Source organism: Amycolatopsis sp. NPDC005003 (assembly GCF_053600695.1).
Genome location: NZ_JBSGAI010000019.1, coordinates 35853 through 58299 on the forward strand (window position 1 = coordinate 35853; position 22447 = coordinate 58299).

Here is a 22447-nt window from a genome sequence, read left to right on the forward strand (position 1 = left end):
CGCGGTGACCGCCGAGCCGGCCGCGGCGGTCCGGCCCCGCAACCGACGGCAGCTCATCGTCGAGGCGGGCGCCGCGGTGTTCAGCGAGCGCGGCTACCACGCGGCGTCCATGGAGGAGATCGCGGCGCGCGTGGGCATCACCGCGGCCGCTCTGTACCGGCACTTCCCGAACAAGTACGCGTTGTTCGCCGAGTGCGCGAACGTGATGGCGGACCGGCTCGTCGCCGCGCTCGCCGAGGTGCCCGCGGACGCGCCGCTGGCGGATGTCTTCGCCGCCGTCACCCGGGTCACCGTCGCCCACCGGGAAACCGGGGGCGTGTACCGCTGGGAGGCCCGGTACCTCGAGCGCGCGGACCGCCGGCTGCTCGCGGCCAAGTTCGCGCACGTCGTCGAGCGTGTGGCGGAGGCGGTGCGGCGCGAGCACCCGTGGCCCGGCGAGCACCTGCGGGCGGTGGGGGCGCTGGGCGCGATCGGGTCGGTCACGACGCACCACAACTCGATCGGCCGGCGCCGGGTGGAGGAGCTGCTGCGGGGCGCGGCCCGGCGCGTGGCGGCCACCGACCCCGCCGCGGCGCCCGCGCCCGCCGTGGAGATCCCCGCCCCGCCGGTGCCCCGGACCCGGCGTTCGGAGATCCTCGCGGCCGCCGTCCCGCTGTTCGAACGGGACGGGTTCGCCACCGTGACGAACGGCCGGATCGCCGAGGCGGTGGGACTGGTGCCGTCGGCGCTCTACCGCTACTTCCCCGGCAAGGCCGACATCCTGGCGGCGGCGTGCCTCCAGGCGGCGGGGCTGCTGGCCCAGGCGGTCGAGCACAACCTCCGCGGAACGACCGATCCGCACGAAGCCCTGAGCGCCCTGACGGCGACGTACGTGGCGTACAGCTTCGAGCACAGCGCCCTCAACAGCGTGGCGAACGCGGAAATCGCCGGCTTGCCGGAGGCGCTGCGCCGCCCGCTGGTGGCGGCGCAGCGCGAGCACATCGCGGTGTGGGAGCAGCACCTGTGCGAGGCCTGCCCGGGACTCGACGCCCGCCGGGCCCGGGTGCTGGTGCACGCGGGCTTCGGCGTGGTGGTCGAGGCCGGCCGCCGGCTGCGGTGGGCGGACCGGCCGGAACACCGGGCCGCGGTGGCGGCGCTGCTGGTGAGCGCGCTCGATCTGTGACGCCTCAGGCCTTGGTTTCGCACCGCACGTGCGGCGCGGCCTCGGTCCCGGAGGCCACGCAGTCGACGACCCGGCCGGGCGCGGGAACGGGATAGCTGAAGAAGATCGGCCCGTCGCCGTCCGTGCCCGCCGAGAACTTGACGACCGTGTGGTGCCGGTTCCCCTTGCCGTGCAAGGTTTTCGAGTAGTACGTGGTGTGCGGCCCGATGGCGGTGGTCAGGCCGTCGCCGTCGTCGTCGAGCTCGTGGACGTTGAGCACGTAGTCCCCGGTGGTGTACTTGCCTTCGTCTTCGTGCCCGGCTTCGGCGGGGGCGGCGCCGGTGATTTCGGGCGAGACGGGATCGGCCGCGGTGGCGATCACGGTGGCCCCGGCGGCGACCACGGCCACGCCGGCCACGGCCACGGAGACGACGACTCGCTTGGCGGTGAACTCCATGGTCCCTCCCTCCCCACCTGATCATCACGTTAAGGCGGGAAGGGCCCGGTCACCTCGGCCGAAGGGGCGGTTCGGGTGCCGCGGCCTCGTCCTTTCGGCCGAGGCCCGGCGGGGCCGGCCGGAGCGCGGTGACCGGCCGGCCGATCGGGGTTATCCTGGGTGTGGGCGGGAGGGGCCCATGCGTGCTCACTGGTGGTTGCTCCTGATCTTCGTCGTCGGCGCCGCCGGGCTTCGCCTGGCGACCGGCGACTGGTGGAGCGTGCTCTGGGCGGTCCCGATGGCGCCCGTCCTGACGGAGGTGGCCGTCTTCACCGCCCGCCGATCGCGCCGGCACGTCGAGCTCGCCGACCGGCCGCCCGTGCGCCCCGGCACGGTCAAGACCCTCCGCAGCGCTGCTGTCGAGCTGGGCTGCGGGCTGGTCCCGCGCAGCCAGTACCACCTCACGAGCGAGGCCCACCAGGTCTGGATCGCGGCCCACGTGTGCGGGCCGGATGAGAGCCAAGGCCGCTTTCCCGAGAAGTACGTGCTGACGGAAGTCTCGATCGACGAGTGGACGGGTATGCGCTAGCGGCCCGAGCCCGGCCGCGCCCGCCGCCACACCGCCAGCGCCGTCGCGGCCAACGCGCCTCCCGCGGCAGCGACGACGCCGTGGTGCCGGCTCGCCCACAGCTGCACGCTCCTCGGCGTCGCCTCCGCGTCGAACCGGCCGTGCGCCCCGAAGTCCTGCCCGCGATCCGCCGGCGACCACAGGTTTTCCGGCTGGTCCGGTGGTTTCGGCGCCCCTGTCTGCTGGGACCGGTAGCCGGTCCGGGCGAGGTACCGGTCGAGCACGCCGGGGGCAACGGCGTTCGCGAGCAACGTGCCGGCCGTGCTCCCGCCGACCCAGTACTCCCGGCGGCGCGGGTGGCCGGCCGCGTGCAGCACCGCGCGGGCCGCCACCTCCGGCTGGTAGATCGGCGGCACCGGCTGGGCCTGGTGCGGCAGTTTCGACCGCACCCAGGAGAACTGCGGCGTGTTGACGGCCGGCAGCTGCACCATCGTCGTGCGGACACCGCTGCCGTCGTGCAGGAGCTCGCAGCGCAGGGCCTCGTTGAACCCCTGGATCGCGTGCTTCGCGCCGCAATACGCGCTCTGCAACGGGATTCCGCGGTACGCCAGTGCCGAACCGACCTGCACGATCGTGCCCCGGTCGCGCGGCTTCATCCGGCGCAGGGCGGCCATGGTGCCGTGCACGTACCCGAGGTAACTCACCTCGGTGACGCGGCGGAACTCGGCCGGCCCGATCTCGGCGAACGGCGCGAACACCGACGTGAACGCCACGTTCACCCACACGTCGATCGGGCCGAGTTCCTCCTCGGCCCGGGAGGCGGCCGCCTCCACCTGGCCGAAGTCGGCGACGTCGGTGGGGATCGCCAGCGCCGTCCCGCCGAGGCGGGTGACGTCTTCCGCCGCGGCTTCGAGCCCTTCCTTCCCCCGGGCCAGCAAGGCGACCCTGGCCTGCCGGGCCCCGAACGCCCGCGCGACCGCGCGGCCGATGCCGCCGCTCGCCCCGGTCACGACGACGACCTCGGCCGGGCTCACGGCGTGCGGCCCTTCCCGCCCGGCAGGAACTCCTGCAGCTTCGTCTTGACGCCCTGGGCGACCAGGTGCACCGCGTCGGGGTCGCCCTTGAGGACGGCCTGGGCGGCCGACTTCACCTGCTCGAAGGTGGCGTGCGGCGGGATCGGCGGCACGTCCGGGTCGCAGCGGACGTCCAGCACCGCCGGCTTGCCCGCGGTGAGCACGGTGTCCCAGGCCGAGGCCAGCTGGTCCGCCTTGTCGACCGTGACGGCGGCCAGCCCGAGCGACAGCGCGAACCCGGCGTAGTCGACGTCCGGCAGGGTCTGGGACTCCTCGAACTTCGGCGCGCCGCCCATCGCGCGCAGCTCCCACGTCACCTGGTTGAGGTCGTTGTTGTGGAAGACGCAGATCACGCAGCGCGGGTCGCTCCACAGGTGCTGGTAGCGCGCGATGGTGATCAGCTCGGCGAGGCCGTTCATCTGCATGGCGCCGTCGCCGACGAGCGCGATCACCGGCCGGCCGGGGTGGGCGAACTTCGCGCCGATGGCGTACGGCACGGCGGGGCCCATGGTGGCCAAGGTGCCCGACAGGGACCCGCGGATGTCGCCGCGGATGCGCAGGTTGCGGGCGTACCAGTTGGTGGACGAGCCGGAGTCCGCGGTGACGATGGCGTCCTCCGGGATCCGCTTCGACAGCTCCGACACGATCGCCATCGGGTTCACCGGATCGGCGTCGACGGCGGCTTCCTTCTCGACGGTCTCCCACCAGGAGGCGACGTTCTTCTCGATCGTTTCGCGCCAGGACCGGTCCGGCTTGCCGGCCAGCTTCGGCAGCAGCGCCCGCAGCGTGGCCGCGCTGTCCCCGACCAGGTTGACCTCGGTCGGGTAGCGCATCCCGATCAGCCGGCCGTCCAGGTCGATCTGCACCGCGCGCGCCTGCCCGAAGTCCGGCAGGAACTGGCTGTACGGGAAGTTCGAGCCGACGATCAGCAGCGTGTCGCAGTCGCGCATCAGCTCGTAGCTCGGCCGGGTGCCGAGCAACCCGATCGAGCCGGTCACCCACGGCAGGTCGTCGGGCAGGACGTCCTTGCCCAGCAACGCTTTCGCGACGCCGGCGCCGGTGACCTCGGCCACCTGGCGGACCTCTTCGGCCGCGCCGCGCGCGCCTTGGCCGACCAGGATGGCGACCTTTTCGCCGGCGTTGAGCACCTCGGCCGCCGCGTCGAGCTCCGCCTCGGACGGCACCGGCCGGGACCACGCCCGGCTCGGCGGGCTGGAGGGCACCTGCTTGAACGCGTGCTGCGGCGGCGAGTACGGCTCCTCCTGCAGGTCCGCGGGGATGATCAGGGCGGTCGGGCAGCGGGACGCCTCGGCCGTCCGGATCGCCCGGTCGAGCGCGTTCGGCAGTTGCTCGGCGACGTTGACCTCGACGAGGTATTCGCTCGCGACGTCCTTGAAGAGCGCCTGCAGGTCGACCTCCTGCTGGTAGCTGCCACCCATCGCGCTGCGCGCGGTCTGCCCGACGATCGCGACCACCGGGACGTGGTCGAGCTTCGCGTCGTAGAGCCCGTTGAGCAGGTGGATCGCGCCCGGGCCGGAGGTGGCCATGCAGACGCCGGCCCGGCCGCTGAACTTCGCGTAGCCGACCGCCGAGAACGCGGCCATCTCCTCGTGCCTGGCCTGCACGAAGCGGGGCTGGTCGTCCGCCTTGCCGAACGCGGCGACCAGCCCGTTGATGCCGTCGCCCGGGTAGGCGAAGACCTGCTCCACGCCCCACTCGCGCAGGCGCTGCAGCAGGTGGTCACCGACTGTCTGGCTCATGTGTCCTCCCTTGCCGTGCGTGCCGCCGTCGGCGCTCACGATGAGCGCGTACCCGGTTTGGGTGCCGGTCATGCTTGCCCGCCCGGCCCCCCGAGCCGGCGTTTGCCCGCGAGGAAGCCGGGTACCCACGCGACGGTCCGCATCGTGATCGGAGGTCCCGGCGGTGGGAAAGCGCGACGGCATCACCGAGCCCTGGGGGAGCAGAACGCCCTACGGACCGGGGGAGCCGTGGCCGGTCCGGGTGGACAGTCACCTGGCGGACGGCCTGCGGCCGGAGGACGTCGACCGCTGGGTCCCGAGCGCCGCGGTGCTGCATTCGAACGGCGACGGGCTCGACATCGCGGTGAAGGACGGCCGGATCGCCGGGGTCCGCGGCCGTGCCGGAGACCGCGTCAACCACGGCCGCCTCGACCCGAAGGACCTCTTCGCCTGGCAGGCGAATTCGTCGCGGGACCGGCTGACGACGCCGCTGGTGCGCAAGCACGGCGAGCTCGTCGAAGCGAGCTGGGCCGAGGCGATGGACCTGGTCGTCCGGCGCAGCAAAGAACTCCTCGACGTCCACGGGCCGGGCGCGCTCGGCTTCTACACCAGCGGCCAGCTGTTCGCCGAGGAGTACTACACGCTCGCCGCGATCGCCCGCGGCGGCCTGGGCACCAACCACCTCGACGGCAACACCCGGCTCTGCACGGCGACCGCGGCCGCGGCGCTGAAGGAGTCCTTCGGCTGCGACGGCCAGCCGGCGTCCTACACCGACGTCGACCACGCCGACGTCATCGCCCTCTTCGGGCACAACATGGCCGAAACGCAGGCCGTCCTGTGGTCGCGCGTGCTCGACCGGCTCGCCGGGCCGAACCCGCCCGCGGTGCTGTGCGTCGACCCGCGGGACACCCCGGTCGCCCGGGCGGCGACGCTGCACCTGGCGCCGCTGCCCGGGACCAACGTCGCCCTGATGAACGGGATCCTGCACGAGATCGTCGGGCACGGGTGGGTCGATCGCGAGTACGTCGAACGCTGCACGGTGGGCTACGACGACCTCGCGGCGACGGTGGCGGACTACCCGCCCGAGCGCGCCGCGGAAATCTGCGGCCTCGACCCCGCGGAAATCCGCGAAGCCGCCCGGCTGCTCGGCTCGGCGGAGCGGCTGCTGTGCACGGTGCTGCAGGGTTTCTACCAGTCACACCAGGCGTCCGCGGCCGCCGTGCAGGTCAACAACCTCGTGCTGCTGCGCGGCATGCTGGGCAAGCCCGGCGCCGGCGTGCTGCAGATGAACGGCCAGCCCACCGCCGAGAACACCCGCGAATGCGGCGCCGACGGCGACCTGACCGGGTTCCGCAACTGGGCCAACGACGCGCACGTGGCCGAGCTGGCGTCGCTGTGGAACGTCGACGTCGACAGGATCCCGCACTACGGGCCGCCGACGCACCTCATGCAGATGCTGCGCTACGCGGAGACCGGCACCCTGCGGTTCCTGTGGGTCTCGGCCACCAACCCGGCGGTCTCCCTGCCCGAGCTGCACCGGATAAGGTCCATTTTGGACTCCTCGCGGCTGTTCCTGGTCGTGCAGGACGCCTTCCGCACCGAGACGGCCGAATTCGCCGACGTCGTGCTGCCCGCGGCGATCTGGGGCGAGAAGACCGGCACGTTCACCAACGCCGACCGCACGGTGCACCTGTCGGAGCAGGCCGTCGACCCGCCCGGGCAGGCGCGGCCGGACCTGGACATCTTCCTCGACTACGCGCGGCGGATGGACTTCCGGGGCAACGACGGCGAGCCGTTCCCGCAGTGGCGCGACGCCGAGACGGCGTTCGAGGCGTGGAAGCGCGCGTCCGCGGGACGGCCGTGCGACTACAGCGGCTTGAGCTACGCGAAACTGCGCGAGACCGGCGGCATCCAGTGGCCGTGCACTTCGGACAGTCCTGATGGGACCGAACGGCTGTATGCCGACGGCAAATTCTTCGCCCAGCCCGATTACTGCGAGAGCTACGGCCGCGACCTCGTCACCGGCGCGCCGATGGAACCCACCGAGTACCGCGCGATGAACCCGGACGGCAAGGCCATGCTGAAGGCGGCCGAGTACGTCCCGCCGCACGAGACGCCGGCCGAGGACCACCCGTTCTTCCTGGTCAACGGCCGGACGATCCACCACTTCCACACCCGCACGAAGACCGGCCGGGCACCGGAGCTGCGCGCGGCGGCGCCGGAGGTGTGGCTCGAGGTGTCCGAACGCGACGCGGCGGCCGCCGGGCTCGCCGAGGGCGACCTGGCGGAGGTGTCGACACCGCGCGGGGCGGTCCGCGCCCGGGTCCGCGTCGGCGGCATCCGCGACGGCGTGCTGTTCCTCCCGTTCCACTACGGCTACTGGGACGTCGAGCACCCGGCGGGCAAGGACGGCGACCGCGCGGCCAACGAGCTGACCTTCACCGACTGGGATCCGGTGTCCAAGCAGCCGCTGTTCAAGACGGCCGCGGCCGCGCTGCGCCGGGTCGGCCCGGGGCCGGCGCCGGCCGCCGAGCCGGTGCCCGCACCGGTCGAGGAGGAGATCGTCCGATGAAGCTGGACCTCGTGCTGCGGGAACTGCACCGCGCGGAGACGCACCTGGCCAAGGACTTGCTGAAGGTGTCCGACCGGCACCACGCCGAGCACGAGGTCCACCACGTCGCCCGCGACCTGGCGGCCTGGTCGGCGGCGCACGTGCGGGACATCGCCCGCGCCGGCCGGGCGCAGGGCCTGGACCTCGACGAGGAGGTGCCCGGCCCCGGCCCGCTGGAGCCGTTGCGGACGGCGCTGTCCGAGCTGAGCGGCCGCCGCCCGGAGCCGGGGATGCTCCTGCTGGCGGACCTGCGCCGCCTGCACCGGCGCGCCGCGGGCGTTTCGCTCGACTGGGAGCTGCTCGCACAGGGCGCGCAGGCGGCGAAAGAGACCGGGCTGCTCGAGCTGGCGACCCGCCGCCACCCGCAGACGCTGCGGCAGCTCAAGTGGACCAACGCGATGCTGAAGGTGCTCTCGCCGCAGATCCTGACCAGCTAGGTCGGCCGTCGGCCGCGGGGGTGGTGCATGAGCGCCCGAGAGAGCGGCGCCCGAGAGCAGCGCCCGAGAGCAGCGCCCGAGAGCGGCGCCCGAGAGCAGCGCCCGAGAGCAGCGCCCACCCTCCCGGGGGTCCGTCCCCGCTCCAGCGTATCGCTGCCTCCCGACGAAAACCGGCCGAACCCGCCGTTCGAGCCGACTTGTCCACACCCCTGCCGAGATGTGGGCAACGGGGATCAGGCCGGTCGGCGAACCCCTGCGCCGCGAGCCGTGGTGGCGCGACCGCTCGGTGCGGCTCCGGCCGGCGCGCCGCCTGGACGACTACGAGCACCCGCGGCCGGGGCCTGCGCGGCCGCAAGATCGCGAGGTCCGGGCAACGAGCCGCCGGCGTGCCGCGGGAGGCCCAGCGGCCGGTGGACGAGCAGCGGTCGCGCGAGTGGTGGTCGACGGATCGACGCGCTGACTCCTCACCCCGCCTTGGCCTGGCGTTCCCGCAGGAACGCCAGCGGGTTGTCACCCAGGCTTTCGATGGCCCGGCGCCGCACGACCGTGCTGACCGCCGTCATCCCGACGCCCCAGACCGCGACCACCACGACCACCGCGGGCGCCGGCAGGATCCGGCCGAGGTGGGCGAGGTTCACCGTGACCACCAGGGACGCGACCCGGGCCACCCGCTGGTACCAGCGGCCGGGATCGGCCGAAAACACGCGGGTGCCGGCGATGTAGATCATCAGGCCCGAGGTGAGCAGCCAGGCCGCCGCGGCCGGCGGGGAATCGTGCAGCGAAAGGTTCAGCCCGGCCGCGACGAGCAGCAGCGCGAAGGCCGGCGTCAGGTGGCCGCCCGCGTACAGCGAATAGGCGAGCATGGGGTTGCCGCCGGAGAGCCCGAGCATTTTCTCGGACAGCTCCGCGGCCGAAGTGAAGTACAGCCACCACAACGCGCCCGCCAGCACCAGGCCACCGGCCATGGCCGCCCAGTAGGCGAAGTCGTCGGCCGGGCGTTCGAGCGCGGCGGTGCCGACGGTGATCACCAGCTCGCCGAGCAGCAGGATCATGAACAGCCCGAAGCGTTCGGCGAGGTGGGCGGAGTCGACGGCCAGGTTCGGGTCGCGGGGCCCGTCGAACATCGCCTGCCGCCGCTCCCGGGCGGTCGTCCGTTCGCCGCGGTGCCGGCGACGGCCGCCGAGGAGCAGGAAGCCGGCCTCCTGGATCAGGGCGAACGCCCAGATCCCCCAGCCGCCCGGCACCACCGCCGAAACCCCGAACAGGACCGCGGAAATCGCGTACCCCGTGCTGATCCGGCGCTGGTCGAGCCCGGGCCGCGCGGGCCACCGGTGGGCGGCCGCCAGGAGCACGCGGACGGCGGCCATCGCCGCCACGAAGACCGTGGGATGCCCCTCGAAGACGTGGTGCACCTGGGTGGCGGCGATCGCGCACGGGATGGTGCCGGCCAGCACGAACAGCCGGTCGGCCGCGCGGCTGTCGTCGCCGCGGCGGTTGTAGAGCACGGCGAAGCCGATCCACGTCCACCACAGCGTGGCGAACAGCCCCAGCGCGCCGGCGATGCGGGCCCAGTGCGGGTCCGCGACGATGCTGTGCGCCACCTGGCCCACCGCGAACACGAAGACCAGGTCGAAGTACAGCTCCACCCAGCCGACCCGCTTGCCGTGCGCGGCGCCGGGGTCCAGGTCCACATCGGTCACGGCGGGGATTCTGCCGCACCCGGTGCCCGGCACTCCCACCCGGGCGTGGCGGGAATTAATAACCCACCATTCGAACAATGGCCGAATTCGCCCCGGCGGCCGCTGTCGGTAATTCTGCCGCCAGTGCGGAGTCGAGCTAGTTTACTGATCAGTAGGCCTCGGAGCTGCGTGAATGTGGTTGAACGGTGTGCAAGCAGCGATCATCGGAACACAATGAGTGAGCCACGTAAATAATTCGATACCCGTGTCCGGAAACGCCGCCGCGCAGGGTTGACAAGGACGCGGGACGTGATGTCTTCTGCTGGTCGGCCTGATCAACGCCACGTCTTCCCTGGGGCCCTTCGACCTGTCCGAACTCGACGTCGGCCGTCCGCGCGGCCGGGAATCGAGCGATTCCGCCATGCACGAAAGCAGAGCCACGCTCCGCCGCCCGGCGGAGGCCGCGTGGTGGCCGGCGCACTGGAGCGTCCGCACCAAGATCAGCGTCGTCCTGCTGCTGCCGGTCCTGGTCGCGGTGGCGCTCGCGGAAATCCGGATCCAGGGCGAACTCGACCGGGCGACCGCGCTCAGCGCGGCCCGCGACCGGCTGCCGGTGCTGCGCGACACGATCGACCTGACCGCGTCGCTGGGCGAAGAGATGGTCGCCGCGGTCGCGGTCCCGGCCGGGGCGCCGGACACGCTCACCGCGGCCGTCGACGCGAAGGTGGCCGCGGTCCAGCGCGACGCCGGGTTCTCGCCGTTGCCCGGCGACACCGGCCGGGCGCTGAACACCGCGCTGGGCAAGCTCTCCGGGATCCGCGCGGCCGGTGCCGGCGGGGGCGACGTCCGCTCGAAAGCCGCCGGCTACAACGACATCATCGCCACCCTCGGCGACCTCGTGCCCGAGTTCGTCCCGGCCGACGCCGGCGCCGAAACCACGGCCGGCGCGGAAAACGCCCGGCTGCTGGTGCACCTGAGGGCCGAGCTGGCCACCGAGGAAACCTATGCGCGGGCCACGCGGAACAGCCCGGAGGACGCTTCGCTGCGCCCGGCGATCGTGCAGACCGCGGCCGAGCAGGAAGTGCTCGGCGAGCAGGCCGAGCACCAGCTCCCGGGCGAGCTCCTGGCTCGCTTCAAGGCCGCGACGGGGTCCGCCGAGGCCCGCCTCGACGCGCTGCAGGAGACGGGCGCGCCGCTCGCCACGTTCGCCCCCTCGATCGCCGCCGAGACCGCCGGCGTGACGGCCGTGCTGAACGACGTCGCGGCGAAGCTCGCGGGCGACGTCTCGGCCGCGGCCGACCGGGCCCGCGCGGACTCGCTGCGCGACACGGCCCTGGTGCTGGGGTCGCTGCTCGGCGCGCTCGCGATCGCGCTGCTGGTGGTGCGATCGCTGGTCACGCCGGTGCGCCGGCTGCGCGCCGCCGCCCTGCGCGCGGCGAACGACCAGCTGCCGGAGACGGTCCGGCAGATCCGCGAAGGCCACGACGTCGACTGGCGCGCGGTACCCGGCTCGGGGGTGCGGACCGACGAGGAGATCGGGCAGCTGGCGCGGGCGTTCGACGACATGCACCGCCAGGCGGTCCGGCTCGCCGTCGAGCAGGCCGAGCTGCGCAAGCAGGTCAGCGAGATGTTCATGACGCTGTCGCGGCGGAGCCAGTCGCTGGTCGAGCAGCAGCTGTCGATCATCGAAGACCTCGAGGCGGGGGAGCAGAACCCGCGCCGGCTCGACGAGCTGTTCCGCATCGACCACATCGCCACCCGGCTGCGCCGCAACGGCGAGAACCTGCACGTCCTGGCGGGCGGCCGCCCGGTCCGCCACGGCCGCGAGCCGGTGCCGACCCGCGACCTCCTGCGCGCGGCGACGTCGGAGGTCAAGGACTACCGGCGGGTGGCGCTGGGCAACGCGCCGCGCAGTTCGGTCCAGCCCGAGGCGGCGGCGGACGTCGTGCACATCCTCGCCGAGCTGCTGGAGAACGCGACGCGCTTTTCGCCGCCGGAGCACAAGGTGGCGCTGACGGCCGACCGCGGCGCGGACGGCGGGCTGCTCATCGAGGTGGTCGACCAGGGCCTCGGCATGACTCCGGAGGAGCTGGCCACGGTGAACGACCGCCTGGCGGCGGCCGGCACGGTCGGCCCGGAGACGACCCGCCGGATGGGGCTGTTCGTGGTCGGCAGGCTGGCGGCCCTGCACGGGGTGACGGTCCGGCTGCGGGCCACCGGAACGGCGGCCCGCCACGCGGGCGTGACGGCGAGCGTCCACGTCCCGGGCGCACTGGTGATCGCGGATCTGGCCCGCCCGATCGGCGCGGGCCGCCGCGCCCCGGCGAGCCGGGGCGGCCACCCGCGGCCCCCGGTGGTGCCGGCCCAGGCCTCGACGCCGATCTTCGAGCAGGTGGTGACGAGCTGGTTCACCGAGCCCGCGGCCAAGCCGGTGGTCCGCCGCAACGGAGCGACGGGCCCGGTGAAGTGGCCGACGGTCGGTGAGCAGTCCCCGGCCGCCACGCCGGGCCACGCCGGCCAGAGCGAAACCGCGGCGGGATCCCCGGCCGGAACGAGTTCCGCCGGCCACCCCGGTTCCGCGCCGGAGGAGAAATCCGCGATCGGGTCTTCCGCCGCGCACCGGGCACCGGTGGCCGAACCCGCGGCCCGGCCGCCCGCGGTTCCGGCCGACCGGGTCGCCGACGCGGAGCCGGCGAACGAGACTTCCGGAGCGCACCGCGCGATCCCGGCGGAAACCGTCACGGACACTCCAGGCTCCACCACGCGTCCCGCCACCACCTCGGTGGGTGAGTGGGACACCCCGGCCGACCGCACGCGGCAGGCCGCGGAAAGCGCTCTCAAACCCGCCCCCGCCCAGCGGCTCACCGAGGCCGGGCTGCCCACCCGGCGGCCGGGCGCCCAACTCGCCCCCGGTGCGGTCGTTCCGCGCGTGCGCGAACAGACCGGCGGCACCTTCCGCGACGCCGCCGCCGTGCGCAGCAGTCTCTCGCGGCACTACCAGGGCATGCGCGCCGCCCGGTTGGAGACCGCCGCGCGTGCCGAACAATCCGGAAAGGACGAAGTGGATCCGCGATGACGGAACTGCACCCCCGGCGCTCCGCCACCGAGCCGGCCGCCCGGTCCCTGAGCGGGACGCTGCCCGCGCCGCCCGAACGGTCCGCCACGCTGAACTGGCTGGTCAACGGGTTCGTCGAGGACGTCTCGGGTGTCGCGCACGCCGTGCTGGTCTCCGCCGACGGGCTGCTCGTGGCCGCCGACGAATCGCTCCCGCGGGAGCGCGGTGACCAGCTCGCGGCCATCGCGGCCGGGCTGTCCAGCCTCTCCCTCGGCACCGCCGAGCTGTTCACCGCCGGGCGGGTCGTCCAGTCGGTGATCGAGATGGAGCAGGGGTTCCTGCTGCTGATGAGCGTCGGCGACGGCTCGAACCTCGTCGTGCTCGCCTCGACCGGCTGCGACATCGGGCTGGTCGGCTACGAGATGACGATGCTGGTCGAGCGGGTGGGGCAGAAGGTCGACGTGCCCGCGCGCGAGATGCCGGTGGCCCAGGACCACCGGTGATCGACGACGCGCACGGGGACGAGCCGCGCCGCAGCCCGGCGCTCGCCCGCCCCTACGCGTGGACGGAAGGCCGCACGGCCCCGGCGGTCGAGATCGCCGTCGAAGCGCTGGTCGAGACCACCGCCGACGGCCGGGCCGAAGCCGGCTACCAGACGTCGAGCGCGTCGGCGGAGGTCCTCGAGCTGTGCGTCCGGCCGCGGTCGTTGATGGAGATCGCCGCGCTGCTGTCCGTGCCGCTCGGCGTGGTCCGCGTGCTCGTGTCGGACCTGATGCAGGACAACCTGGTGATCGTCCGCGACACGCTGTCGGACACCGCCACCTGGGACGAGCGCCACGACCTGATGGAACGCGTGCTGCACGGGCTGCGCGACCTGTAGAGAGGACTTCGCCATGGAGCATTTCGCGCTGGGGCACTGGCTGCTCGTGCTCGCGTACCTGACGTCGGTCGTCGGCTGCGCGCTCGGGCTGGCGTGCGCGGTCCAGGCCCGCCACGCGGCCGATCCGCGGCACCGCGTGCGGTGGCTGGTGCTGGCCGCCGTTTCGATCGGCGGCGTCGGCATCTGGCTGATGCACTTCGTGGCGATGCTCGGCTTCAGCACCCCGGGCATGCCGGTCCGCTACGACATCTTCCGCACGGTCCTGTCGGCGATCCTTTCGGTGACGGCGGTGTTCGCGGGGCTCGTGGTGGTCGGCGGCCGCGCGAAGTTCGGCTGGTGGCGCCTCGCCCTCGGCGGCGTCATCACCGGCCTGGCGGTGAATGTCATGCACTACACGGGCATGTCGGCGCTGCGGGTGAAGGGCGACTTCGGCTACGACGGCGGCCTGGTGGCGCTCTCGGTGGTGATCGCGGTGGTGGCGGCGACGGCGGCGCTGTGGTTCGCGGTCTTCCTCGACCAGCTGTGGCTGCGGCTGCTGGCCGGCTTCGTGATGGGCGCGGCGGTGACCGGCATGCACTACACGGGCATGGCGGCGGTCCGGATGAACATGGACATGAACGCGCCGGACCCGGCGGGCGCGGAGGTGTTCTCCTTCCTGTTCCCGGTGTTCGTGCTGGCGGCGATCGCGATGGCGGTGCCGCTGTGCGCGGTCCTGATGGCGCCGGCGGTGTCCCCGAAGGCCGCCGAGCCCGTCGCGGAAGACGCCGTCACGGTGTGAACCGGCCCGCGGGAACGCCCCGCGGGCCGGTGCTTTCACCTCCCTACAGGCCGCACAGCAGCGAACAGGCCTTGGCCGCCGACCAGTCCGTTGTGGACGGAGGCGTGCCCGGCGGGACGTTCACCGGCAGGTAGCTCACCTTCGCCTTGTTGGTGATGGGGAACAGGTTCAGCAGCGCGAACGTCGTGCAGTACACCTGCTTCGACCCGCCCGCCGCCAGGGTGAACGGACCCGTCTGGCACGACGGCTCCACGGTGTCCACCACCTGCGCGGACGTGATCCCCACCGGACCCTCGTCGGTCACCGTGATCCGCCAGTACGCCGAGGCGACGAGCACCCCGAGCAGGCCCACCGGGGCCTGTTTCGCCCACGGTCCGGCGCCGCCCGGGCCGCACCGGTCCGGGTGGACCGCCGTGCAGATCTCCTTCTCCACGGTCACCTTCGGGGTGCACGACGCGCCCGGGGCGACCGGGAGCGTCACCGTGTTGGAGGTGAACGAACCCGTCGAGTCCGTGCCCGTCGCCGTGTTCGCCACCGACGTCACCAGGCAGTCCGCCGAGATCGCCGTGCGGAAGCACAGCTGGGGTGCGTCACCCGCGAAGTCGACCACCAGTGACCCGCTGAAGCCCGCCGCGCTGTGCAGGACCAGCGTCGTCGTCACGGTGATCGACGGGTGGGCCGCCACCGAGACGCCGCTGAGGTCGACCGAGCCGTCCGGGGCGAAGCCCGGGGTCGGCACCACCGCGTTGTCCTGGTCGACGACCGTGACCCGCGACGCCGCGAAGTCGACGTTCGCCGGGTCGACGCCCGTCAGCCGCGCGGACGTGTAGCCCTGGACGTGACTTCCGCCGTCGCAGTAGAAGTCACCCGGACGCAGGGTCACCTGCCCGCCGGAGCGGACACACGGCGTCGCGCCGGTGGCCGGGTCCATCGAGAACAGCACGCCCGCGTCGCCCAGGCCGATCAAGCAGCCCGACGGCGGGTCGTACGCGTAGCCGTAGTCCCGGGTGTTGCCACCGGCCGCGTTCGGGTGCGTGATGGGGCCCGGCAGGCCCGCGCACGCCGACGCCGTCGTCCAGTCGTGGCACAGCGCCGCACCCGCGATCCCTCCGCTCCAGACCGGGAGGTAGCTGCGGACGTGGCCGTTCGGATCGGTGACGACCTCGGGGTTGAAGACGATCACGCCCGCCGCCAGCGCGGCCGCGCCGGGCGGTGGCGGCAGCACCGACCCGTCCAGCGCGTAGCACGTCGTGACGTCGTCGCTGCCCGACGTCGACGAGCACGCGCCCACCGGGGCGCCGGTCGTGCTGTAGGCCGTGTAGGCGTTGTAGGTGACGTTGCCCGCCGGACCGGTGGGCCGGGAAGCCGCCCAGCCGGCGCAGGCCGCGTTCGTCGCCGGGTCGAAGCACCCCAGTTGCGGCTGCAGTGCGGTGCCCGGCGCCGCCGTCGATGCGAACACCTTGCCCGCCACCACGGTGAGCGCACCGTAGACGTACGGCTGGTCGACGGCGGGCAGGACCGGCGCGTACGGCTGGCCACCGCAGGCGCTCCGCGTGGCGATGGTCCAGCAGATCACCGCGCCCGAGGTCACCACGCCGTAGAGGTTGCCGCCGCTCTCCACGAAACCCGTGAGGTTGTTCACCGGTGGTGACCCGCCGAGGGTGGCCAGCGGCCAGAACCCGCAGTTGGCCGCGGCCGCCAGGTCGAGGCAGCCGACGCCGGCCGACGTCGCCGTGAGGCCGGGGTAGTAGACCTTCGCGGGCGCGGCCGGGTCCCGCACGTACTGCTCGATCAAGGGGGACGTGATGTCCCCGGCCCCCAGGGTGCCGAGCGGGCCCGGCGCGGTGTTGAGCACCTTCGGCCACGGGCCGCCCGGGCACCGCGCGCCGGTGGCGAGGTCGGTGCAGACCACCTTCGGCGTGGTGGCCGCCGAGTGGTGGTAGATGTTCCAGGCCTGCAGCACGCCGCCCGGGGTGCGGTACAGGATCGGCGAGAAGCCGTCGCCGCCGGTCGCGGTGGTCACCGCCTGCACCGGCGGGGTGAGGGCGCCGGTCAGCTGCGTCGCGTCCGGGCCCGAGGCGGGGGTGGTGGCGCGGACGGCGGTGACGCCGGACGCGGGTTCGGTGCCGGTGAACGTGCTGCCGTCGGTGGACCACTGCGGCGTCCAGCCGGGCGGGACGTGCAGCGAACCGGGCTGGTAAGCCTGCCCGGCCCCGACGGCGTCGGTGATCGTGGCGGCCCCGGTGGTGGTCGCGTGGTCTTCGTAGCCGACGACCCAGTTCGCGGTCGCGCCGTGCGCGGCCGGGGAACCGGTGCCCTGCACGGACTTCGTCAGCGCCGAGACCGCCGGTGCGGGGTCGGCGGCGGCGGGCAGGGGGACGGCGGTGGCCGCCGTGAGCACCAGGGGCAGGACCGCCCCCAGCATGCGTCTTCGCATGGTTGGTCCTCGATTCTGAAAATGGACTGAATTTGTCCAGGAATCATTTCCTGGCCGAAGGAAAATCCTATGCCGCTTCGGCGGGGTGTTTGAAGCACTCTCACTCGCGCGCCGAAAAGGCGATGCGAACAGCGCAATTGCCGGGCTGTTTGCCGGGTAAGGCGCCTAGCGTGACGAGCAGGTCTCCGGGTTGTCGTCACCCGGACGCCGTCCGCGTTCACTCGTTCGGGTAATGAGGGGAGGCTAAGAATGCGTGTTTCCCGATGGGCCCGAAGAATTATTCACCGGATGTCCGTCGTGGTGGGGCTGGTCCGCTGTGAGCGGATTCGCTGGCCCGGCGGGGATCTTGGTGCTTGGGTGGCGGTATGGAGATCCTGGTGCTGGGCGGAACGGCGTGGGTGGGCCGGGAGCTGTCCCGGCAGGCGATCGGCCGCGGCCACCGGGTGACCTGCCTCGCGCGGGGCGAGAGCGGCGAAGCCGCCGGCGGCGCGAGGCTGATCGCCGCCGACCGGCGCGATCCGTCGGCGTACGAGCCCCTGCTCGACCGGGTGTGGGACGCGGTCGTCGAGGTGTCGTGGCAGCCGGGTTTCGTCCGCGGCGCGCTCGAGGCGCTGGGCGGCAAGGCCGGGCACTGGGTGTACGTCTCGTCCGGCAACGCCTACGCCTCGCACGCCACGCCCGGGGCGGACGAGTCTGCGCCTTTGCTTGCCCCGACGGACCGGAGCGAGGTCGACCGCTCGTTGTACGGCGAAGCGAAGGTGGCGTGCGAGCAGGCGTCGAGGGCGGTGGTGGGCGACCGCCTCCTCGTCGCGCGAGCCGGGCTCATCGGCGGCCCGGGCGATCACACCGGGCGCTCGGGCTACTGGGTGGCCCGCGCGGCCCGCGATCCGCGCGGGCCGATGCTGGTCCCCGGCACCCCGGCGGTGCCCACCCAGGTGGTCGACGTGCGGGACCTCACCGCGTGGCTGCTCGATTCCGCGGAGACCGGAACCGCCGGGACCTACGACGCCGTCGGTCCGGTCGTCCCGTTCGGCGAGTGGGTCGAGCTGTCCCGCGCCGCCGGCGGGCACACCGGCCCGGTGGTCACCGCCGGGGCGGAGTGGCTGCTCGCCCAGGGCGTGGCCGAGTACATGGGGCCCGAATCGCTGGCGATGTGGCTGGTCGAGCCGGGCTGGGAAGGCTGGTCGGCCCGCGACGGATCGGCGGCCCGCGCCGCGGGGCTGCACCACCGGCCCCGGACGGAGCTGCTGGCGGACACGTTGACCTGGGAACGCGAGCAGGGCCTGGACCGGGAACGGCGCGCGGGCCTCAGCGCCCGGCGCGAGCGTGAGCTGCTCGACGCCCTCGGCTGACGGTCCCGAGCTACCCGAGGCGGCCTTGGTTGGTGCCTCCGTCGAGGGGGTGGCGGGGGCACGGGTGGCGCACCGAAGGCCGCCTTAGGGTGCCTGGATCGGCGGCCGGAAGCGAAGCGGGCTGCTAGCCGGATTCGGCGTCGAAGCGGAGTTTCGACGTGATGCGGTAGCGGTCGCCCCGGTACGCCGAGCGGGTCAGCTCCACCACCCGGCCTCCTGCGTCGCGGGTGCGCCGCTCGATGTGCAGGATCGGCGCGTACACCGCGATCTCGAGGAGCTCGGCCTGGCCGGGGTCGGTGACCGCGGGCTCGATCGTCTGCACCGCGTCCTGCACGGTGATCCCGAAGCGTTCCCGCAGCAGGCGGTAGAAATTGCCGGTCTCGAGGTCCGCCGGGCGCAGGCCGGGGACCAGGGCGGCGGGCAGCGCCAGGTTTTCGATCGCGATCGGCTCGTCGTCGACGTGCCGGACGCGGGTCACGCGCAGCACCGGCGTGCCCGGCTCGAGCTCCAGCTCCGCGGCGAGGGGCCGCGGGGCCGGGGACACCGCGAACGCGACCACCCGGCTGGTCCAGTGGCCCTCCGCGGGTGGCACCGCGAGCCCGGTCGCCAGTTCCTGGGTGACCTTCTGCGGGCTGGTGAACGTGCCGCGGCCGCGCTGGCGCACCAGCAGCCCGGTGCGGGTCAGCTCGTCGATGGCGGCCCGGACGGTCGGGCGCGAGACGCCCAGCTCCGCGGCCAGGTCCCGTTCCGAGGCGAGCCCGGTGCCGGGGCCGGCGTTCTCGATCACCTTCAGCAGGTGCCGCCGGACGCGGTCGCGCTTCGCGGTGGGCGGCCGGTCCACCGGTTCCCCGGCTTGGGGCGAAGCCCCGGATGTCACATCTTCTTTTCGGGGGCTCCGGGTGGCGGAGCCCCCGGCCTGGGGCGAAGCCCCGGATGTCACATCTTCTTTTCGGGGGCTCCGGGTGGCGGAGCCCCCGGCCTGGGGCGAAGCCCCGGATGTCACAGTCAAGGCACCGTCTTCCCGGGTACTCCGAGCGCGCCGGCGAACCGGACGCGCTCCTTCGGCAGGGCACCCAGCGCGCGCAGCCGGCCGAGGTGGGCGGCGAGGCGCTGGTGGAAGTCAGCATAACCGCGGCCCGGCGGTGACCAGGCCCGCTCGGCCAGCGCGCACAGCCGTGGGAACGCCAGGTGCCGCACGTGGTCGGGCGTCGGTGCGTGCTCGGTCCACAGCTGGGCCTGGGTGCCGAGTACCCCGGGGCCGTCGCCATCGCTGACCGGGAGCCCGCCTGCCAGCGGGTCGAAGCGGTAGACGTCCTCCAGTGTCGTCACGGGCTCGTGGGGCGGCTCGCCGGGGTCCTCGCTCTGCCGGTAGTCGAAGTACGTCGACGTGTGCGGTGCCATGACGACCTGGTGGCCGCGGGCGACGGCGAGCGCGCCGTGGGCCGCGTCGCGCCAGGCCGTCACGATCAGGTCCGTGGGCAGCCGGCCCGCGGCGTGGCCGGTCTCGTCCCAGCACACGGCCCGGCGGCCCAGGTCCGCGACGATGCCGTGCAGCCGGCCGAGGAACCACGGGTGCAGCTCGGCGGGGCGCACCCCGAGGGCGGCCGCTTTCCGCCGCGCGTCCGGGCTGGTCTCCCACTGCGTGGTCGGGCACTCGTCGCCGCCGATGTGCAGGTACGGCGACGGGAACACCTCGGCCACCTGTGCCAGCACGTCCCGGCAGAAGGCGAAGACGTCTTCGTGGACGCCGAGGATGTCCGGGCTGATGCCCCACTCCGTCCACACCGGCAGCGCCACCGAAGGCCGGTTGCCCAGCGACGGGTAGGCGGCCAGTGCCGCGCGCACGTGCCCCGGCAGGTCGATCTCCGGCACGATCCGGACCCCGCGCTCGGCGGCGAAGGCGACCAGCTCGCGCAGCTCCCGCCGGGTGTAGAAGCCGCCGTGCGGGATGCCGTCGAAGACTCCGCTGCCCGCGGGCCCGACCATCGACTCCGCGCGCCAGGCCCCGACTTCGGTGAGCCGGGGCCTGCCGTCGATTTCGATCCGCCAGCCCTGGTCGTCGGTGAGGTGCAGCTGCAGGACGTTGTACTTGTGCAGGGCGAGCAGGTCGACGAACTCGCGCAGGAATTCGAGCGGCATGAAGTGGCGGGCGACGTCGAGCAGCACCCCGCGCCACGGCAGCCGGGGCGCGTCGCGGACGGTCAGGCACGGCAGCCGCGGGGCCAGCTGGCGGATCGTCTGGACGCCGGCGAGGAGGCCCGCTTCGGTGGACGCCGTGAGCAGCGCCCGGTCGGGGGTGACTTCCAGGGTGTACTCCTCCGGCCCGAACCCCGGCCGCAGCGCGAGCCGGATGACCGGTCCGTTGTGGACCAGGGGGAGGCCGGTGTAGGCGGCGAGCAGGCGGGCGGGGCCCCGGGTGCCGGGTCCGGCCAGGATCCCGGTGGGCACGCAGGAACCGGCGTGGCGGGTCAGCCGCGCGGGGCGGGGGATGAGCATCAGCCCTTCACCGCGCCCGCGGTCATGCCCTCGACCAGGTGGCGCTGCACGAGCGCGAAGAAGACGACGACGGGCAGCGCGAACAGCGTCGACGCGGCGATGAGGCCGCCGTAGTCGGTGCCCGTGGCGGTGCTGAACGACACCAGCCACACCGGCAGGGTGTAGCCCGAACTGTCCTTCATGATCACGTAGGCGAACAGGAAGTCGTTCCACGCGGTGATGAAGGCGAACACGCTGGTCGCGATCAGCCCGGGCAGGACCAGGGGCAGCAGGACCGAGCGCATGACGCGCCCGCGCGTCGCGCCGTCGACCATTGCCGCCTCCTCCAGTTCGACCGGGATGCCGTGCAGGAAGCCGCGCAGCGTCCAGATCGTGAACGGCAGCACGAGCGCCACATAGGTCAGGATCAGCCCGGGCAGCGTGTCGAGCAAGTGCGTGCTCTTGAGGCTGAGGAACAGCGGGATGACCAGCGCGGGCACCGGCACCATCTGCAGCACCAGCACGCCGACGAGGAAGCTGCGGCGGCCGAAGAACCGGAAGCGCGTCAACGCCGTCGCCGCGAGAAAGGCGACCACGATGGACAGGACGACGACCGCCACCACGACCACGGCGCTGTTGGCGAGGTCCTGGACGAACCCCGGCTTGGCGAGCGCGCCGGCGAAGTTGTCCAGGGTGACGTCGACGGGCAGGAATTCGGGCGTGGGCTGGAGGATCTTGCCCGTGGGTTTGAACGCCGTGAGCACCATCCAGTACACCGGGAAGATCCACACGAGACAGAACACGGTGGCTGCCGCGTTGCGGCCGAAGCGCCGGATCACAGGTCCTCCCCGGAGCGGACGAGCCGCCGCACGTACACGGCGGTCAGGCCGACCAGCAGCACGACCGAGACGACGGCGATCGCCGCGCCCTGGCCGAAGTCGTTGCGGCTGAAGGCCCGGGTGAAGGTCCAGATGCCCAGCGTCGTCGTGCCGCCCGCCGGGCCGCCCTGGGTGAGGATCCAGATCTGGTTGAAGACGGTGAAGTCCCAGATGACCGAAAGGATGGTGACCAGCCCGAGGATCGGCTGCAGGAAGGGGAGGGTGATCGTGCGGTGTGTCCGCCACGGCCCGGCGCCGTCCAGCGCCGCGGCTTCGTAGTAGGACCGGGGGATCTGCGACAAGCCCGCGTGGAGCGTGAGCGCGGCGAACGGGACCGACTGCCACACGACGAGCAGCCAGACGAGGGTGAACGCCGACGCCGGGGACGCCGTCCAGTCGCGCTGGGTGAGGTCCCCGAACCCGAGCCGGGTCAGCAGCCAGTTCACCACGCCGTAGCCGGGCTGGAAGAGCCACTGCCAGACCAGGGTGGACGCCACGTTCGGCAGGGCCCACGCCGCGATCAGGCAGAGCGTGACGGCCGTGCGCATGCCGCGGCCCAGGCGTTGCAGCAGCAGGGCGACGCCGGACGCGATCACGAGCGTCCCGATGACCAGCGCGGCGCAGAACCCGACCGTGCGCGCGAGGACCGGCAGCAGCTGGGGGTCGGCTAGGACGGCGGTGTAGTTGTCCCCGCCGGCGAAGCCCGTCTTGCCGGTGAACAGCGACCGCAGGCCGTACTCCTGCAGCGAAATGCCGACCAGCCGGACGAGGGGGTAGCCGAGCACCAGCCCGAGCAGCGCGGCCGCGGGCAGGAGCAGGCCGTAGGGGAGCAGGGAACGGCGTCTCGTTCTCTCCCGGGTGCGCGCCTTTTCGAGCAGCACAAGGACTCCTTCGCGGAACAGGGGCGG

The 22447-nt window shown here is 73.2% G+C and carries 18 protein-coding genes; 9 read left to right on the top strand and 9 right to left on the bottom strand.

All coding sequences use genetic code 11. The features are described from left to right. The first annotated feature begins 4 nt into the window (after window positions 1–4). Window positions 5–1162 (top strand): TetR/AcrR family transcriptional regulator, encoded by a 1158-nt coding sequence (locus ACWED2_RS22535; RefSeq protein ID WP_449692565.1) that lies wholly within the window; start codon window positions 5–7, stop codon window positions 1160–1162. 4 nt (window positions 1163–1166) lie between these two features. Here ACWED2_RS22535 and ACWED2_RS22540 read toward each other — a convergent pair whose 3' ends face one another. After that, window positions 1167–1598: a hypothetical protein gene (locus ACWED2_RS22540; protein ID WP_449692449.1), complete on the bottom strand. Its 432-nt coding sequence runs from the start codon at window positions 1596–1598 to the stop codon at window positions 1167–1169. 178 nt (window positions 1599–1776) lie between these two features. On the opposite strand from ACWED2_RS22540, the gene ACWED2_RS22545 reads away from it, so the two are divergent. After that, the gene (locus ACWED2_RS22545; protein WP_449692450.1) at window positions 1777–2166 is read left to right on the top strand and encodes a hypothetical protein; all 390 of its coding nucleotides are present in this window, start codon (window positions 1777–1779) and stop codon (window positions 2164–2166) included. Here the strand turns inward: ACWED2_RS22545 and ACWED2_RS22550 are convergent. Then, window positions 2163–3179 (bottom strand): SDR family oxidoreductase, encoded by a 1017-nt coding sequence (locus ACWED2_RS22550; protein WP_449692451.1) that lies wholly within the window; start codon window positions 3177–3179, stop codon window positions 2163–2165. The genes ACWED2_RS22545 and ACWED2_RS22550 overlap by 4 nt on opposite strands. After that, window positions 3176–4978 carry a thiamine pyrophosphate-requiring protein gene (locus ACWED2_RS22555; RefSeq protein ID WP_449692452.1) on the bottom strand — a complete coding sequence of 601 codons (1803 nt, stop codon included), beginning with the start codon at window positions 4976–4978 and terminating at the stop codon, window positions 3176–3178. The genes ACWED2_RS22550 and ACWED2_RS22555 overlap by 4 nt, the downstream gene beginning before the upstream one ends. Before the next feature lie 163 nt (window positions 4979–5141). Between ACWED2_RS22555 and ACWED2_RS22560 the strand changes: the two genes are divergently transcribed. Together ACWED2_RS22560 and ACWED2_RS22565 are read left to right on the top strand one after the other, a co-directional pair. After that, a complete protein-coding gene (locus ACWED2_RS22560) occupies window positions 5142–7529 on the top strand; it encodes a molybdopterin oxidoreductase family protein (RefSeq protein ID WP_449692453.1) in 2388 nt (795 codons plus the stop codon). Beyond that, complete coding sequence (locus ACWED2_RS22565; RefSeq protein WP_449692455.1) at window positions 7526–8005, top strand: hypothetical protein; 480 nt, start codon at window positions 7526–7528, stop codon at window positions 8003–8005. Before ACWED2_RS22560 ends, ACWED2_RS22565 begins: the two co-directional genes overlap by 4 nt. Window positions 8006–8469: 464 nt before the next feature. Here ACWED2_RS22565 and ACWED2_RS22570 read toward each other — a convergent pair whose 3' ends face one another. Continuing rightward, window positions 8470–9705, bottom strand: coding sequence for a low temperature requirement protein A (locus ACWED2_RS22570; protein ID WP_449692456.1), 1236 nt, complete (start codon window positions 9703–9705; stop codon window positions 8470–8472). Window positions 9706–10105: 400 nt separating this feature from the next. Between ACWED2_RS22570 and ACWED2_RS22575 the strand changes: the two genes are divergently transcribed. The 4 genes from ACWED2_RS22575 to ACWED2_RS22590 are packed head-to-tail and all read left to right on the top strand — an operon-like array spanning window position 10106 to window position 14397. Beyond that, on the top strand, window positions 10106–12760 hold the full coding sequence (locus ACWED2_RS22575; protein ID WP_449692457.1) for an ATP-binding protein: 2655 nt from the start codon (window positions 10106–10108) through the stop codon (window positions 12758–12760). Then, complete coding sequence (locus ACWED2_RS22580) at window positions 12757–13242, top strand: roadblock/LC7 domain-containing protein (protein WP_449692458.1); 486 nt, start codon at window positions 12757–12759, stop codon at window positions 13240–13242. The genes ACWED2_RS22575 and ACWED2_RS22580 overlap by 4 nt, the downstream gene beginning before the upstream one ends. Beyond that, window positions 13239–13619: a DUF742 domain-containing protein gene (locus tag ACWED2_RS22585; RefSeq protein ID WP_449692459.1), complete on the top strand. Its 381-nt coding sequence runs from the start codon at window positions 13239–13241 to the stop codon at window positions 13617–13619. The genes ACWED2_RS22580 and ACWED2_RS22585 overlap by 4 nt, the downstream gene beginning before the upstream one ends. 13 nt (window positions 13620–13632) lie before the next feature. Then, window positions 13633–14397 carry an MHYT domain-containing protein gene (locus ACWED2_RS22590; RefSeq protein WP_449692460.1) on the top strand — a complete coding sequence of 255 codons (765 nt, stop codon included), beginning with the start codon at window positions 13633–13635 and terminating at the stop codon, window positions 14395–14397. 43 nt (window positions 14398–14440) lie between these two features. Here ACWED2_RS22590 and ACWED2_RS22595 read toward each other — a convergent pair whose 3' ends face one another. Then, window positions 14441–16834 carry a DUF7617 domain-containing protein gene (locus ACWED2_RS22595; RefSeq protein WP_449692461.1) on the bottom strand — a complete coding sequence of 798 codons (2394 nt, stop codon included), beginning with the start codon at window positions 16832–16834 and terminating at the stop codon, window positions 14441–14443. Between the two features lie 365 nt (window positions 16835–17199). Between ACWED2_RS22595 and ACWED2_RS22600 the strand changes: the two genes are divergently transcribed. Continuing rightward, complete coding sequence (locus ACWED2_RS22600; protein ID WP_449692462.1) at window positions 17200–18186, top strand: NAD-dependent epimerase/dehydratase family protein; 987 nt, start codon at window positions 17200–17202, stop codon at window positions 18184–18186. 124 nt (window positions 18187–18310) lie between these two features. On the opposite strand, the gene ACWED2_RS22605 is transcribed toward ACWED2_RS22600, so the two are convergent. The 4 genes from ACWED2_RS22605 to ACWED2_RS22620 form a co-directional block, all read right to left on the bottom strand. Continuing rightward, window positions 18311–19027, bottom strand: a complete 717-nt coding sequence (locus ACWED2_RS22605) for a GntR family transcriptional regulator (RefSeq protein ID WP_449692463.1) — start codon at window positions 19025–19027, stop codon at window positions 18311–18313. A gap of 164 nt (window positions 19028–19191) precedes the next feature. Continuing rightward, a complete protein-coding gene (locus ACWED2_RS22610; RefSeq protein ID WP_449692464.1) occupies window positions 19192–20682 on the bottom strand; it encodes a beta-N-acetylhexosaminidase in 1491 nt (496 codons plus the stop codon). Beyond that, window positions 20682–21500 (bottom strand): carbohydrate ABC transporter permease, encoded by an 819-nt coding sequence (locus ACWED2_RS22615; RefSeq protein ID WP_449692465.1) that lies wholly within the window; start codon window positions 21498–21500, stop codon window positions 20682–20684. The genes ACWED2_RS22610 and ACWED2_RS22615 overlap by 1 nt, the downstream gene beginning before the upstream one ends. Next, window positions 21497–22420 (bottom strand): carbohydrate ABC transporter permease, encoded by a 924-nt coding sequence (locus ACWED2_RS22620; protein ID WP_449692466.1) that lies wholly within the window; start codon window positions 22418–22420, stop codon window positions 21497–21499. The genes ACWED2_RS22615 and ACWED2_RS22620 overlap by 4 nt, the downstream gene beginning before the upstream one ends. Window positions 22421–22447 lie beyond the last annotated feature (27 nt).

Coding starts and splice junctions, on each gene's coding strand:
- ACWED2_RS22540 (WP_449692449.1), bottom strand. CDS start 1,598: ATGGAGTTCACCGCCAAGCGAGTCGTCGTCTCCGTGGCCGTGGCCGGC.
- ACWED2_RS22545 (WP_449692450.1), top strand. CDS start 1,777: ATGCGTGCTCACTGGTGGTTGCTCCTGATCTTCGTCGTCGGCGCCGCC.
- ACWED2_RS22555 (WP_449692452.1), bottom strand. CDS start 4,978: ATGAGCCAGACAGTCGGTGACCACCTGCTGCAGCGCCTGCGCGAGTGG.
- ACWED2_RS22565 (WP_449692455.1), top strand. CDS start 7,526: ATGAAGCTGGACCTCGTGCTGCGGGAACTGCACCGCGCGGAGACGCAC.
- ACWED2_RS22575 (WP_449692457.1), top strand. CDS start 10,106: ATGCACGAAAGCAGAGCCACGCTCCGCCGCCCGGCGGAGGCCGCGTGG.
- ACWED2_RS22580 (WP_449692458.1), top strand. CDS start 12,757: ATGACGGAACTGCACCCCCGGCGCTCCGCCACCGAGCCGGCCGCCCGG.
- ACWED2_RS22590 (WP_449692460.1), top strand. CDS start 13,633: ATGGAGCATTTCGCGCTGGGGCACTGGCTGCTCGTGCTCGCGTACCTG.
- ACWED2_RS22595 (WP_449692461.1), bottom strand. CDS start 16,834: ATGCGAAGACGCATGCTGGGGGCGGTCCTGCCCCTGGTGCTCACGGCG.
- ACWED2_RS22600 (WP_449692462.1), top strand. CDS start 17,200: ATGGAGATCCTGGTGCTGGGCGGAACGGCGTGGGTGGGCCGGGAGCTG.
- ACWED2_RS22610 (WP_449692464.1), bottom strand. CDS start 20,682: ATGCTCATCCCCCGCCCCGCGCGGCTGACCCGCCACGCCGGTTCCTGC.